Origin of the sequence: Jiella mangrovi, assembly GCF_017815135.1 — a bacterium.
GTDB lineage: Bacteria > Pseudomonadota > Alphaproteobacteria > Rhizobiales > Rhizobiaceae > Jiella > Jiella mangrovi.
This window is the reverse complement of the sequence record NZ_JAGJCF010000015.1, coordinates 76,788-90,513: the sequence shown is the minus strand read 5'-3', so window position 1 is coordinate 90,513 and position 13,726 is coordinate 76,788. Positions and strand designations below refer to the sequence as shown.

General features: G+C 63.5%; 12 protein-coding genes. 9 read left to right on the top strand and 3 right to left on the bottom strand.

From position 1 onward, the window contains the following. Window position 1: 1 nt before the first annotated feature. Window positions 2–433: a MarR family winged helix-turn-helix transcriptional regulator gene (locus tag J6595_RS17295; RefSeq protein WP_209596003.1), complete on the bottom strand. Its 432-nt coding sequence runs from the start codon at window positions 431–433 to the stop codon at window positions 2–4. Between the two features lie 150 nt (window positions 434–583). After that, window positions 584–1,297, bottom strand: a complete 714-nt coding sequence (locus tag J6595_RS17290; RefSeq protein WP_209596001.1) for a class I SAM-dependent methyltransferase — start codon at window positions 1,295–1,297, stop codon at window positions 584–586. Between the two features lie 246 nt (window positions 1,298–1,543). Between J6595_RS17290 and J6595_RS17285 the strand changes: the two genes are divergently transcribed. The 5 genes from J6595_RS17285 (at window position 1,544) to J6595_RS17265 (ending at window position 7,219) form a co-directional block, all read left to right on the top strand. Beyond that, window positions 1,544–2,824, top strand: coding sequence for an NAD(P)/FAD-dependent oxidoreductase (locus J6595_RS17285; RefSeq protein WP_209595999.1), 1,281 nt, complete (start codon window positions 1,544–1,546; stop codon window positions 2,822–2,824). A gap of 152 nt (window positions 2,825–2,976) precedes the next feature. Further along, entirely contained in the window at window positions 2,977–3,447 is a 471-nt protein-coding gene (locus tag J6595_RS17280; RefSeq protein ID WP_342453236.1) for an RDD family protein, read from the top strand. Window positions 3,448–3,595: 148 nt separating this feature from the next. Then, window positions 3,596–5,422, top strand: coding sequence for an SLC13 family permease (locus tag J6595_RS17275; protein ID WP_209595997.1), 1,827 nt, complete (start codon window positions 3,596–3,598; stop codon window positions 5,420–5,422). 17 nt (window positions 5,423–5,439) lie between these two features. Further along, on the top strand, window positions 5,440–6,189 hold the full coding sequence (locus J6595_RS17270) for an arginyltransferase (protein ID WP_209595995.1): 750 nt from the start codon (window positions 5,440–5,442) through the stop codon (window positions 6,187–6,189). Between the two features lie 100 nt (window positions 6,190–6,289). After that, window positions 6,290–7,219: a DMT family transporter gene (locus J6595_RS17265; protein WP_209595993.1), complete on the top strand. Its 930-nt coding sequence runs from the start codon at window positions 6,290–6,292 to the stop codon at window positions 7,217–7,219. Window positions 7,220–7,354: 135 nt separating this feature from the next. Here the strand turns inward: J6595_RS17265 and parC are convergent, their stop codons facing one another. Next, window positions 7,355–9,604 carry a DNA topoisomerase IV subunit A gene (gene parC, locus J6595_RS17260; protein ID WP_209595991.1) on the bottom strand — a complete coding sequence of 750 codons (2,250 nt, stop codon included), beginning with the start codon at window positions 9,602–9,604 and terminating at the stop codon, window positions 7,355–7,357. 235 nt (window positions 9,605–9,839) lie between these two features. On the opposite strand from parC, the gene J6595_RS17255 reads away from it, so the two are divergent. From J6595_RS17255 to J6595_RS17240, 4 genes are all read left to right on the top strand, one after another. Next, complete coding sequence (locus J6595_RS17255) at window positions 9,840–11,036, top strand: hypothetical protein (RefSeq protein WP_209595989.1); 1,197 nt, start codon at window positions 9,840–9,842, stop codon at window positions 11,034–11,036. Window positions 11,037–11,221: 185 nt separating this feature from the next. Continuing rightward, entirely contained in the window at window positions 11,222–11,782 is a 561-nt protein-coding gene (locus J6595_RS17250; protein WP_209595988.1) for a DUF421 domain-containing protein, read from the top strand. A 7-nt stretch (window positions 11,783–11,789) separates the two neighbouring features. Beyond that, window positions 11,790–12,302, top strand: a complete 513-nt coding sequence (locus tag J6595_RS17245) for a 2'-5' RNA ligase family protein (protein ID WP_209595986.1) — start codon at window positions 11,790–11,792, stop codon at window positions 12,300–12,302. A gap of 65 nt (window positions 12,303–12,367) precedes the next feature. Continuing rightward, window positions 12,368–13,642: a PAAR domain-containing protein gene (locus J6595_RS17240; RefSeq protein WP_209595984.1), complete on the top strand. Its 1,275-nt coding sequence runs from the start codon at window positions 12,368–12,370 to the stop codon at window positions 13,640–13,642. Window positions 13,643–13,726: the final 84 nt, after the last annotated feature.

Genomic DNA, 13,726 nt, shown 5'->3' with positions numbered 1-13,726 from the left:
GTCAGACCCGGCTTGGCGGGAGGCGGGTCGCGTCGATGGCGGTTTCCAGCCCCTTGGCGAGCACCGTGCGCTCGTGGGTCGACAGGTCTTCCATCGCCTTGCGGACCGAGCGGAGCGGGTCGCTCTTCAGGAGCTGAAGGCCCTTCTCGGTCAGTTCCAGCCGCTCGGCCCGGCCGCGGCCGATCGTCCCCATCTTCGAAACGAGACCCTTTTCGACGAGGGTTCGGACCGTGCGCGCGACGGCGCCCGAAGCCAGACCCTGATGCCGGGCGAGATCGATCGCCGTACGCCGATCGGCATCGGCGTGATGAATGTATCGCAGCGCAGACCATTGCGCAGGAAACAGATGCGATGCGTAACCGTTTGAATGGAGGCGGCGTGCTACCTGTTCGAAGAGGCCGGCCAGCGCGGCTGCGGTGTCAGACTCCGTCATGTCGTCTCAAGATGCCCTGATTTATACAAGCGACCACTTGAAGCAGTCACAAGCACTATAGGCTGCGCGATCTCTCTTCGCGACTGCGAAGTGATTGTAAAAATATATCACGCGTGAAGAAACGATCGATGAAATTGGAAGTTTTCCAATCTAGGCCGCCTGCGAGAGCCAGTAGATTCTGATCGGCTGCACGAGATTGAATACGGTGCCATCCGGTTGACAATGTAAGTGAAACAGACGTTCGACCTCCGACTTGTGGCGCTCTGCGGCGGTGGTCCGGGCGGGATCGACAGCGACGAGTCGCGACAGGAAACTGTCAACGTTTTTGAAACGGACTGTTTCGTTAAAAACGACATTGCCGCGTAAATGAAATCGTTCCGCCCGCACCGCGTCAGCGATCGCGGCACCGGCAGCGCCGCGAATCGACGTTTCGTCTTCCACCGGACGCATCGCCTCGAAATAACTCCCCTCCGCCAGCGGCTCGACGACGAGAATGATGGAGTTCGCCCCGGTCACACGCCCGGCTTCGTCCAGCGCCGCGGACATCCGGTCGATCGGGACGTGGTGGAGCGAGTTGAGGAACACCGCAGCATCGAAGCTCGCCGTCTCGAAGGGCAATTGCTCCGCACCAGCCGTCTCGAAGCGCGCCGCCGGAGCCCTGGTCCTCGCCTTTTCCAGCGCGACGTCATTGGGATCGACCCCGGCGGCCACGAAGCCTTCGTCCAGAAGCCGCGAGACGAGCCGGCCCTCGCCGCAGCCGATATCGAGGACCGAGGTGACGCCGGCGAAACGCAAGCTCTCGACCACCACATCGTGGGATCTGCCGGAGGCGAAAGCCGCGTTCAACGCTTCGGGTGTCTGCATGGGAAAAATCCTTGTCTCGTCGAACGCTAGACCCGGCGCCGATCATGCCCCGACGGCCCGGCAGCAAAACGCCGGTGATCGGACACTTCATCAGCGCAGGCTGACCTGTCAAAACGGGCCCGTGACAGCAACGCGAATCGGGACGCTTTCAGGCATCGGACGCCGCGGCCGCCCTGCATAATTGGCGAAGCGGCTGTGGTCTGAACGCAGATGTCCGGCTCGCGACGATTGGAAAGGAGGCGGCATATGAGTTTTGCAGCCAATGGATCAAAACCCGATGCAGTCGGCACCGTCGTCGCCGGCGGTGGCCAGGCCGGCTTTCAGGTGGCGGCAAGCCTTCGCCAGGGCGGCTATTCGGATTCCATCACGATCATCTCGCAAGAGCCCCGCCTGCCCTATCAGCGGCCGCCTCTGTCGAAAACCTACATCAAGACCGACGCCGCGTTCGACAGCCTGCTTCTGAAGCCGGACAGCTTCTTCGAAAAGAACGCCATCGCTTATCGTCCGGCCGAGACCGTCGATGCCATCGATCGCGAAGCCGGCTTCGTGGCGCTCTCATCGGGCGAGCGCCTGCCCTTCGACCATCTCGTCCTTGCCGTCGGCGCATCGAACCGCGTCCTGCCGATCGAGGGACGAGACCTTGCCGGCGTCCACCAGCTGCGCACGGCCGAAGATGCCGAAAGCCTGCGCGCCGGCCTCACCGACGCAAGCACGATCGCCGTCGCCGGCGGCGGCTTCATCGGCCTCGAGGTCGCCGCCGCGCTGCGCGCCATCGGCAAGGAGGTGACCGTGGTCGAAGCAGCAAACCGTCTGATGGGCCGCACGGTTTCGCAGGAGGTCTCGCGCTTCTTCCTTGAAGAACACCGCAAGATGGGAACCGACATCCGCCTCGGCACAGCCGTTTCCGCCATTCTCGGCAGGGAGCGGGTCCGCGCCGTGACGCTTTCCGACGGCAGCGAGGTCGCCGCCGATCTGGTGCTGATCGCCGCCGGCGTCCTGCCCAATGACGGGCTGGCGCGTGATGGGGGCCTTGCCACGGACAACGGCATTCTCGTCGATCACCATATGCGCACCGAAGATCCGCGCATCTTCGCCATCGGCGACTGCGCCGCGTTTCATTCGCCCTTTGCGGAGCGGACCGTGCGGCTGGAATCGGTGCAGAACGCGGTCGATCAGGCTAAGCTCGTTGCCGCGAGCATCATTGCGGGCGAGGACACGGCAGCGATTGCGCCCTATCGCGCCGTACCCTGGTTCTGGAGCGACCAGGGCCCGTTCAAGCTGCAGATCGTCGGCATGACGGCCGGCGCCGACCATGTTGAGATGGCAGCGCTCGGCGAAGGCGGCAAGCTCGTCGCCTATTGCTTCCGCGGCGACAAGCTGCTTGGCATCGAGACCGTGAACCGGCCCGGCGAACACATGCTCGGCCGCCGGATCCTCGCCGAGGATCTCGTCATCGCACGAAGCGAAGTCGCGGCCGAGGACTTCGATCTCAAGGCTCATCTCGCGGCTTTGAAGAACAGAGGCTGAGATCAAGCGAGAGCGCGCTGGCAATCACGCGAAGTCTTCCCGCTCCCTCGCCAGGGACAACCGCGCGGGTGAATACGCCGAAACATTGCAGCAACGCCGGGGCATCACCATCTTTGTGGGCGAACACTTGCACTTGTGGAGAAAGAACGCCCGTGACCGACACCACGCTCAGGGAGACCCGGACGGATCAGATCGACGCTCCGCGCGCCTATAGCGGCGTTCGCACGCGGCGGATGATGTCCTTCGTCTTCGACTATACGATCGTCCTGCTTCTCTCGGTGCCCGCGGCGATCGTCGTCTTCGTTCTGGGCATCCTCTCCTTCGGGCTGGCCTGGGGCCTTTATGCCTTTCTATTGCCGGTGATCGCGATCCTCTACCTCGCCTTCACCCTCGGCGGCTCCAACCAGGCGACACCCGGTATGCGGATGGCCGGCGTCAGGATCGCCCGGCTCGACGGCGGCGAGGTCGATCCGCCTCTGGCCGTACTCCACGGCGTGTTGTTCTGGGCGTCGAATGCGGTGCTGACGCCGTTCGTGCTCCTCGTCGCCCTGTTCACGCCGCGCAAGCAGCTGCTGCACGATCTCCTGCTCGGCACCGTTGTCGTCCGCGACCGCGAATACTGAGACGCGGCGGGCCTGCCGCCGGAGCCGGACCGCGAAAGTGCAATCAGGGCGTGAAATCACCGGCTGGCATATGATTCATACGGCGCCGGGTTGTCAGCCGGCTCCGGGCCGGAGATAACGTCGCGGGGACAACAGCTCGCGATGCTTCATGGATTTGTTTCACATCTGGCTCACTTACGCGTTGATCGCAGTGAGCGTCGTGGGCTACGCCGCCGAGCGATGGCCCATCGAAGCGGTCGCGGCAGCGTCCCTGAGCGCGTTTCTGCTCCTGTTCTCGCTGTTTCCCTATACGGACGCCAGCGGCCATGCCGTCACGACAGCCGACCTTCTGTCCGGTTTTGCCAATCCCGCGCTGATCACAGTCCTGGCGCTGCTCATCGTCGGCCAGGGCCTGTTTGCGACCGATGCCATGTCGCGGCCGGCGGCGTGGATGGCGCGCGTCGGCGGTAACGCCGAGGCGGGCGCCATCGCCATCGTGTTGATCTCGGCGGCCGTGCTGTCGGCCTTTCTGAACAACACCCCGGTCGTCGTCATCTTCATTCCGATCGTCACGATGCTGGCGACGCAGCGCGGCATTTCGCCGAACCACGTCTTCATGCCGCTGTCGTTCCTCTCGATTCTCGGCGGCGTCACGACGCTCATCGGCTCCTCGACCAATCTCCTCGTCGCCGGCGTTGCCGCGCGCTCGGGCATCACGCTCGGCTTCTTCGACATCACGGTGCCCGGGCTCGCCATCGCCGTCGTCGGCGCGGTCTACGTCATCAAGGTCATGCCGCGCATCCTCACGCCGCGCGAAGCCAAGGACGGCCGCGTCGTCGATCCGGGCGGCAAGCAGTTTCTCGGCGAGATCGACATCACCGAGGAACACGCCTTTCTCGGGCTGACCGCGCGATCCGGCCTGTTTCCCGGCCTTTCCGACCTCACTCCGCGGATGATCATCCGCAACGAGCAGGCCATCCTGCCGCCCTTCGACGACATCGCGCTGTCCGTCGGCGACCGGCTGATCGTCACGGCGACGCGGCGCGCCTTTTCCCGGGCGCTCTCACGGGGCAATCTCAAGGTCAAGACGCTCGATCCGACCGGCGGCGAGAAGGCCGGGCGCGACAACAAGATCGGGCCGGACATGGTGATGGCCGAGGCCGTCGTCGCCCCGGGCTCGCGCTATGCCGGCCGCACGATGCAGTTTTCCGGCCTGCGCACCCAGTTCGGCATCACCCTCTTCGGCCTGCAGCGCAAGAGCCGGATGGCACGGGCGGCGTTTTCGGAGATCCGGCTGGAGCCGGGGGACACGCTTCTCCTGTGCGGGCGCGAAGCCAACATTTCCTCGCTACGCGGCAATCACGATCTGCTTCTCCTGGAATATTCGGCCCAGCCGATCCCGCAATCGGCCAAGGCGCTTCTCGCCACCCTGATCTTCGTGACCATCGTCTCGATCTCCGCACTCGGCATTCTGCCGATCGAGGTTCTCTCGGTCTGCGGCGCCGTCGCCATGGTCGCGACCGGCTGCCTGACGATCGGCGAAGCGGCCCGTTCCATCGATCGCTCGATCCTGATGCTGGTCGGCGCCTCGATCGCGGCGGCGACCGCTCTCGAACGCACCGGCGGTGCTCATCTCATCGCCGAAAGCGCTCTCGACGCCTTGGGCAACGCGCCGCCGATTGTGCTCCTGTCGGGGCTGTTCCTGGTGATCGCGATCGCCACGAACTTCCTGTCGAACAATGCGACGGCTGTCCTGTTCACCCCGATCGCGCTCGACATGGCGCGCCGGCTCGGCGTTTCGCCGGAACCATGGCTCGCCTGCGTCATTTTTGGAGCGAACGCCTCTTTCGCGACGCCGATCGGATATCAGACCAATCTTCTCGTCATGGGGCCGGGTCGCTACCGCTTTATCGACTTCATCAAAGCCGGTGTTCCCCTCGTGCTCCTGGTGTGGTTAACTTTCACCATCGTCGCACCATGGTATTACGGGCTTTGATTTTTTCGGGATAGCACGTGACCGTCCACCACCCGCAGACGCCGCAGTTCTTCCTGACCTCGCCATCGGCGTGCCCCTATCTGCCCGGAAGGGCCGAACGCAAGGTGTTCACCCATCTCGTCGGCGACCGTGCGCCTGGCCTTCTCGATCTTCTCAGCCAGGGCGGGTTTCGCCGCAGCCAGAACATCGCCTATCGCCCGGCCTGCGAGCGCTGCCGCGCCTGCGTCTCGGTGCGCATCCTGGTCGACGAGTTCGAGCCGGCACGCTCGATGCGCCGCATCCTGTCGAAGAATTCCGACCTCGTCGCCCGCATGGCGGCGCCGAGCCCGACCAGCGAACAGTATTCCCTCTTCCGCCGCTATATCGACCACCGCCACGCGACCGGCGGCATGGCCGAGATGAGCGTCCTCGACTATGCGATGATGGTGGAGGACAGCCAGGTCGATACGCGGTTGATCGAATATCGGGTCAAGGGGCCGGATTCCCGCTTCACCCAATCCTCCGACGGCGAGCTCCTGGCGGTGGCGCTCTCCGACGTCATGGCCGACGGCATGTCGATGGTCTATTCCTTCTTCGAGCCGTCGCAGGACCAGCGCAGCCTCGGCACCTTCATGATCCTCGATCACATCGAGCGCACGAAGAAGCTCGGCCTGAACTATCTCTATCTCGGCTACTGGGTCGAGGGCTCCAAGAAGATGGCCTACAAGATCCGCTTCCAGCCCCAGGAGCACTTGACCCCGAAAGGCTGGGAACGCTACTCGGGCTGAAGACACAGACGCCCGAGGCAGCCCCGCACGGCTCCATTGCCGCGACGCCACGAGCCGCTGACCTGCGGTGCAAGATCCCCGAACAGCCGGACCCCACCTCATGGCCGCCCCATCTCTCGACGCCGTTGAGACGAACGCGGCCGCGCGATACGCCACCGGACTGACGCTGGTCGGCTTCGGCGGCATCGTCCTGTCGGGGGACATCCCCCTCATCCGGCTTTCCGAGAGCGGCTTTTATACGGTCGTTCTGGTGCGCGGCGCTTTGTCGTCGCTTGCGGCCGTCTTCCTGTGGTGGCTCGCGCGGCGCCTCGGCCGCGCGAGCGGCCCCCTGATCGCCGGACGGCTCGGCCTTTTCGTCACCGGCCTTTACGCGGTCGCGACCCTCACCTTCCTCGTCGCCGTCTACGAGACCAAGGCCGCCAACGTGGTCTTCATCCTCGCCCTCAATCCGATATTTGCCGCGCTCCTGTCCTGGGCGATCGCCGGCGAAAAGCCTTCCCGCGCAACGCTCCTCGCCATTCCGGCAACGCTTTTCGGCGTCCTGTTGATTATCGGCGCCGGGCTCGAGGCGGGCCACTGGATCGGCGATCTCGCCGCCCTGGCGACGGCCTTTCTCATCGCCCTTGCCCTCACCCTCGCCCGGCGCAGCCGGCAGGACATGCGCTACGCCTCCGCCCTCGCGGCGATCGTGCCGGCGCTGATCGCGCTGCCCTTCGTCGTTACCGGCGGGGGCATCGAATCCGAGGCGGTCGGCTGGCTGGTGGTGAACGGGGCGATCCTGATGCCGCTCGCCCTCATCTGTCTTGCGGCGGGGCCGATGTTCGTGCCCTCGCCCGTCGTTTCCATGGGCTATCTCCTGGAGACGGTGCTCGCGCCGATCTGGATGTGGCTGATCTTTCTGGAACGCCCCTCCAACCTTTCGCTTCTGGGCGGCGGCGTCATCATCGCAACGCTCGGCATCCACGCCTTCGTCGAGCTCAAGCCGAAACACAGGATTCTCGGGGCGGGCCCGAAAATGACGAAGCGTTGAGGCAGGCGCCTTCAAACCGTGCCTTGGGGCATTTTCCAAGTTTCGTCAGACGGCGCTGTCTTGAAAGCGTATTTCGGCATGTGTGAGGGTGGTAAGCCGCCATCCCGAGAATGACGACCTGTCAGGGCCGGCCCCTCACCCCACGAACTTGTTGTTCTTCGGAAAACCCTTCGGCACCAGCCGGCCGGCCTGGGCGCGGTCGCCGCGCCATTCGAGCAGCTCGGCTTCCTGACGCAGGAAGGCCCGGCCGGCGGAATCGGTCCATGACAGGCCTTCGGCGAGCTTGAACACCTTCACGTCGGAGACGCCGCCATCCTTGTAGCGCTGCAGGCGCACGCCCTTGCCTCTCGCCATCTGCGGGACCTGCGAGAGCGGGAAGACGAGGAGCTTTCTGTTCTCGCCGACGATCGCCACCGTGTCGCCGCCCGAAACCGTGACAGCGTGGCCGAGGCGGGCCTTGCCCGAAACATTGACCAGCTGCTTGCCCTTGCGGGTGCCGGACAGCATGTCAGCCTCGCTGGCGACGAAGCCGGTGCCGTCGGTTGAGACCATCAGCCGCTGGCGCTCGGAATCGGCGACGAAGCCGGTTGCGATGTCGTGCTCGTCTTCCATCTCGACGGCAAGGCGGATCGGCTCGCCCTGCCCGCGGCCGCCGGGAAGCCTGTCGGCGGCGAGCGTGAAGGCCCGCCCTCCCGTCGACAGGAAGATCAGCTTGTCGGTGGTCATCGCATGGAAGGCAAGCTTCAAGGCGTCGCCTTCCTTGAAGGTGAAGGCCGAGAAATCGGCCAGATGCCCCTTCATCCCGCGCAAAAAGCCCTTTTGCGACAGGACGACCGTCACCGGCTCCTTTTCGATGAGCGCTACGGCGATGTCGTCGAGATTATGGCTCGGCGCGTCGGCAAAGCGGGTGCGTCGGCGGCCGAGCTTGGTCTTCTTGGAGAAGGTCTCGCGAACCTCGCGCACTTCCTCGGCGACCTTTGCCCACTGCCTGTCGCTTGAGCCGAGAAGCGCTTCCTTCTCGGCCTTCTCGGCCGTCAGCGCGTCGTATTCGCGCCTGAGCTCGAATTCTTCCAGCTTGCGCAGGGAACGCAGCCGCATGTTGAGGATGGCCTCGGCCTGATTGTCGGTCAGATCGAAGGTCGCCATCAGCTCCTTTTTTGGCTCATCCTCCTCGCGGATGATGCGGATCACCTCGTCGACATTCAGAAAGACGACGAGATAGCCCGAGACGATCTCGAGGCGCTTGTCGATCTGCCCGAGCCGATAGCGGGTGCGCCGCTGCAGCACGTCGCGCTGATGGGCCAGCCATTCGGCCAGCACCTCCTTCAGCGACATGACCTTCGGCACCTTGCCGCCGGACAGCACATTCAGGTTGAGCGGAATGCGGCTCTCGAAATCGGTCAGCCGGAACAGCGACTCCATCAACAGCTCGGGATCGACAGCCCGGCTCTTCGGCTCGAGCACGATCCTCACATCCTCGGCGGATTCGTCGCGAATGTCGGCCAGCAGCGGCAGCTTGCGCGCCTGCAAGAGCTCGGCGATCTTCTCGATCAGCCGCGACTTCTGCACCTGATAGGGGATCTCGGTGACGACGACAACATAGTTGCCGCGCCCGACATCCTCCTTCTCCCAGCGCGCGCGCACGCGGAACCCCCCGCGGCCGGTCTCATAGGCCTCGCGGATCTGGGCCTGGCTGTCGATGACGACACCGCCGGTCGGAAAATCCGGACCCTGGACGAAGCGCAGCAGCTGATCGGTGGTCGCTTCCGGCTCCTCGATCAGCTTCAGCGCCGCGTCGCAGAGCTCGGCGGCGTTGTGGGGCGGGATCGAGGTCGCCATGCCGACGGCAATGCCGGACGAGCCATTGGCGAGGAGGTTCGGAAAGGCGCCCGGCAGGACGACCGGCTCCTCGTCCTCCTCGTTGTAGGTCGGGCGAAAATCGACCGCGTCCTCGGTGATGCCGCGCAGAAGCAGCGTCGCGACGTCGGTCATCCGGGCTTCGGTGTAGCGCATGGCCGCCGCACTATCGCCGTCGACATTGCCGAAATTGCCCTGGCCGTCGATCAGCGGGTAACGGACCGAGAAATCCTGGGCGAGGCGCACCATCGCGTCGTAGATGGCCGCGTCGCCATGGGGATGGAACTTGCCCATCACGTCGCCGACGATGCGGGCGCATTTCTTGTAGGCGTCGCCGGGATCGAGCCTGAGGATGCGCATGGCATGGACGATGCGCCGGTGAACCGGCTTCAGCCCGTCGCGGACGTCCGGCAGCGCGCGCCCCATGATGGTCGACAGCGCATATGCAAGATAGCGCTCCTCGAGCGCCGTCTTGAGGTCGATCGGTTCGATGTCGCCGCCGCCGGGCGGTTCCGCTGCCTTGCCCATGTCCCCGCGTCTAGCGGAGGTCGCGGCGCGGAACAAGACCGGAACGGAAGGATCCTCAGCTTTTTGTGACCCCTGAACGCCAGATATTTTTCCTTCCGGCGCCCCCGGGCACCCCCGGGGTCTTCTCGCTGCCCGAATTCTCCGTAGATTGCCGCATTCGACCGCGCTAAGTCCTGCCCGGGGCATGGTCAGAAGTTGCGCCTCGCGCCGGGCTCAAAGCTGAAAGAAGGTTTCAATGTTCGCCAAGACATCCGTGTCCCTGACCACGATCGCCGTCGCGCTGATGAGCACGACAGCGGCCTTCGCCGCCGACGCGAACGCCTTTGGCGAGCGGCTGAAGGCAGTCGCCGCCGATCAGAACATGACGATCGCCTATGACAGCGCCACATCCGAGGGGGACAACGTCATCCTCAAGGGCATGACCGCGTCGCCGAAGGGCGAGGAACCGGCCAAGCTCGGCGACATCACCTTCGAGAACGTCACCGGCTCGACCGAGGACGGCTGGAAGATCGCCCGCATTCCGATCGACGACATCGACGTCACCGAGGGTGACACGCGCACGACGATTACCGGCATGTCCATCGAGGGCGCCGAAATCCTGCCCGCCGATCGGTCCGGCCTGCCGCCGGCCAAGCAGTTCTCGGAAGTCTATTTCGACAAGGCGGGGCTTCAGTCGATGACCGTCGAAAAGGCCGGCGCGAAGGTCTTCGGCCTCACCGGCGCCTCGATCGACAACACCACCAATGACGGCGACGACAGCTTCTCGTCCGACTTCAATCTCGGCACCTTCGACGCCGATTTCACCAAGGCGGACCCCGAGACGGCCAAGACGATGTCCGATCTGGGCTACGGCAATCTTTCCGGGACGGCCGAGGGCAGCGCGAGCTGGGATCCGAAGACCGGAACGGTTTCGCTCGATCCGTTCGACATCAATGTCGCAAATGCCGGCAATCTCTCCTTCACCTACGAGATGGCCGGCTACACCCCGGCCTTCATCCAGTCGATGCAGAAAATCTCGCAGCAGATGCAGCAGAACCCGGACGGCAACCAGAATTCCGGCATGGCGATGATGGGCCTGTTGTCGCAGCTTTCGCTCGGCTCGGCCGACATCACCTTCGTCGACGACAGCCTGACGGACAAGCTTCTCGATTTCTACGCCAAGAAGCAGGGCACCACCCGTGACCAGCTGATCCAGCAGATCGAGCAGACCGTTCCCGCAATGCTCTCACAGCTGCAGAACCCGGAGTTCCAGAACAAGGTGTCGGGTGCCGTCTCGACCTTCCTGAAGGATCCGAAGTCGCTGTCGATCTCGATCGACCCGGAAAGCCCGATCCCCGCCATGCAGATCATGGGCGCGGCGATGGGCGCGCCGCAGACCCTGCCGCAGGTGCTCTCGCTCGACGTGACGGCGAACGACGCGACCAGCGAATAACGCCAAAGCCCCGGCATTCGGGGCCGAAGTATCGGCAGAGCCAAAAAAAATTGACGCCGACCGGTCTTTCTCGCCCGGTCGGCGTTTTGCTTTTGAGCCGCGAAAAGCTTTCGGCAAGTGTCGAGAGGTTGTGCTGCGGTCACGCCTTCAAAAGCAAAGACGCAAAGGAAACCGTCATCTTCGGCTTGCCCCCCGTCCCCGACGCCGTTCTCGGCGGCATCATCCTTGCAGCCATCGCCCTTGCCGCCGTCATCGCTCTGGTGCGTGTCATCGGCCTCAGATCGTTTTCCAAGATGACGGCCTTCGACTTCGTCATCACCCTGGCGACCGGCTCGCTTCTCGCCTCGGCCGCGACGACGTCCGACTGGCCGGCCTTCCTCAAGGCCGTGGTGGCGATCGCCGTCCTGATGGGCATCCAGGTCGCGCTGGCCTTTGGCCGGCGCCGTTCGCGAACCATCACGGCTGTCGTCGACAACGACCCGCTTCTCCTCATGCGCGACGGCAGCTTCATCGACGCCGCGATGGCTGAGAGCCGGGTGTCGCCCGGCGACGTCTACGCCAAGCTGCGCGGCGCCAACATCCAGGCGATGAGCGAGGTCCGCGCCGTGGTGCTGGAGACGACCGGCGACATCTCGGTGCTTCACGGTGATCGCCTGGAGCCGGAGCTTCTCACCCATGTGCGCGGCGCCGAGGACATTGCGGGCGCCGCGAGCGACGATGCGAAGAGCGCCAGCCAAAAGCCGTGACCACGCCATGGCCGACACCCCGCTGATCCTCACCGTGCAATTCGACGATCAGAGCTTCGCCGTCTTCGACGGGCTGCGCCGGCGCCACTTTCCGCCGTCGCGCAATCTCATCCCGGCGCATCTGACCCTGTTTCATCATCTGCCGGGCGGGAAGGAGGCCGAAATCGCCGCCGCGCTCCGCGAACTGACGCGCCAAACGCCGCCGCTTCCCCTTAACGTCTCCGGCCTGCGCTTCCTCGGTTTCGGCAGCGCCTTCGAGATCAACTCCGCCCCGCTCACGGCGCTTCGCAAGGTCCTCGCCCAGCGCTTTCAGGGCGACCTGACCCCGCAGGATGCCCAGGGCTTTCGCCCCCATGTGACGATCCAGAACAAGGTGCCGGCACACGAGGCCAGGGCGACCTTCGAGACACTCAGGGCCGACTTCACGCCCTTTGCGGCGACAGGCACCGGGCTGCTTCTCTGGCACTATCTGGATGGCCCCTGGGAAGAAGCGGGAGGTTTCCCCTTCACCGGCCGGTAAGACCAGCTTGACCGCCACTCTCATTGGTTGTTTTATCAATCATATTAACAACCAATGAGGGCAAAATGCCCACAGGCCCGGCCGCCCGCCGTCTCGACCCGGTCGCTCACAAGGTCCCAGGCAAGCTCCTGCCGGGGCCCGCAAGCGCCAATGTCATCATCGGCGGCAAGCCGGCCTGGCGTGGCATTCCGATCGGGAACGCCGTCGGTTTGAGGGCGGCAAAGACAGCCTCGGACACCCGCATCCAGATCGCCGAGGCCGCCACCCGCGCCGCCATGGCCACCCCCGCCGCGCCCGCCGCCAAGGCCGCCGAGATCGCGATCAAGGCCGCGGAACTCGCCGGCATAAGCGCCACCATCACGGCCGTTTCCGGCGGCGCCGACAAACACCTCTGCCGCCACGGCCCCGGCGTCGTCATCGACGGCTCCCCCACCGTCCTCATCAACGGTCTTCCCGCCTGCCGCCAGGGGGATACGATCCTCGAAGCGTCGGGGAAGTCGAACCGGATCGCGATGGGGTGCGCGAGCGTGATTATCGGGCAGCAGTCCCTTGGCCGATATGCGCCCCAAGGCGTAAAGTTTCCAATTCCCGCTGCGCCGCCCGTATACCCCACCATCAAAGATAAAGATATCCCGCCCGAATGCTCATTCTTGCGAAAAACCGAGACCGTTGGAGCAGAGAAAAAACACTTTGATCGAATCAGGAAAAATTATAAGTTGATTTCGGCAGCTTGTACAAAGCATGTTTTTCCGGGAGATACCGAGGCTACAAACTCGCATGAATACGTCGTTCTCATCGGAAGTAATAAAATAAAAATAATATCCCCTGCTACATACCCGAAAATCAAACCGCCAAAAAGTATGCCGTTAGCGGAAACCATTGCGATTGGCCTTGGCTCGGTGCCAGCGCAGCAATTAGCGACCATGAAGGAAGTTGTCATCAGTCCGAACAAAAATCCATTAGACGAATATTGGGAAAAAAAATACAACATTCCTAACTTTGTTTCGGGTGCCACCGGTGGCGCCGGCCGCGTAACATTTTATCCCAACAATAGTAATTCAAATTCTGCCTGGATAGAATCAACACTTATACATGAAGGCGGGCATATTTATCAACAAGAGATATGGAAAGACGAAATAAATAAACAAGCATGGCAAGAGGCCATGAAATTCGATCCTCGGTCGCCGTCAAAATATTCGGACACCGATATCGCCGAAGATTTTGCGGAGTCAATGGTCGCCTACACGCTAAGTAAAGGTACGAAATGCGAAGAAACGGCCAAAAAACTTTTTCCGAATCGCTACGCTATTTTGGACGCTCTTAGCCAGCGCGATCACTAAGGAGAATTTGCTTATAAATCGAAATTCGACGATACGCTGCGTAACCGTTAGAGCAGTAATATTTATTGCAACCCTAGCAGTTCC

Coding starts and splice junctions, on each gene's coding strand:
- parC (WP_209595991.1), bottom strand. CDS start 9,604: ATGGGCAAGGCAGCGGAACCGCCCGGCGGCGGCGACATCGAACCGATC.
- J6595_RS17240 (WP_209595984.1), top strand. CDS start 12,368: ATGCCCACAGGCCCGGCCGCCCGCCGTCTCGACCCGGTCGCTCACAAG.
- J6595_RS17290 (WP_209596001.1), bottom strand. CDS start 1,297: ATGCAGACACCCGAAGCGTTGAACGCGGCTTTCGCCTCCGGCAGATCC.
- J6595_RS17245 (WP_209595986.1), top strand. CDS start 11,790: ATGGCCGACACCCCGCTGATCCTCACCGTGCAATTCGACGATCAGAGC.
- J6595_RS17275 (WP_209595997.1), top strand. CDS start 3,596: ATGGATTTGTTTCACATCTGGCTCACTTACGCGTTGATCGCAGTGAGC.
- J6595_RS17255 (WP_209595989.1), top strand. CDS start 9,840: ATGTTCGCCAAGACATCCGTGTCCCTGACCACGATCGCCGTCGCGCTG.
- J6595_RS17295 (WP_209596003.1), bottom strand. CDS start 433: ATGACGGAGTCTGACACCGCAGCCGCGCTGGCCGGCCTCTTCGAACAG.
- J6595_RS17285 (WP_209595999.1), top strand. CDS start 1,544: ATGAGTTTTGCAGCCAATGGATCAAAACCCGATGCAGTCGGCACCGTC.
- J6595_RS17265 (WP_209595993.1), top strand. CDS start 6,290: ATGGCCGCCCCATCTCTCGACGCCGTTGAGACGAACGCGGCCGCGCGA.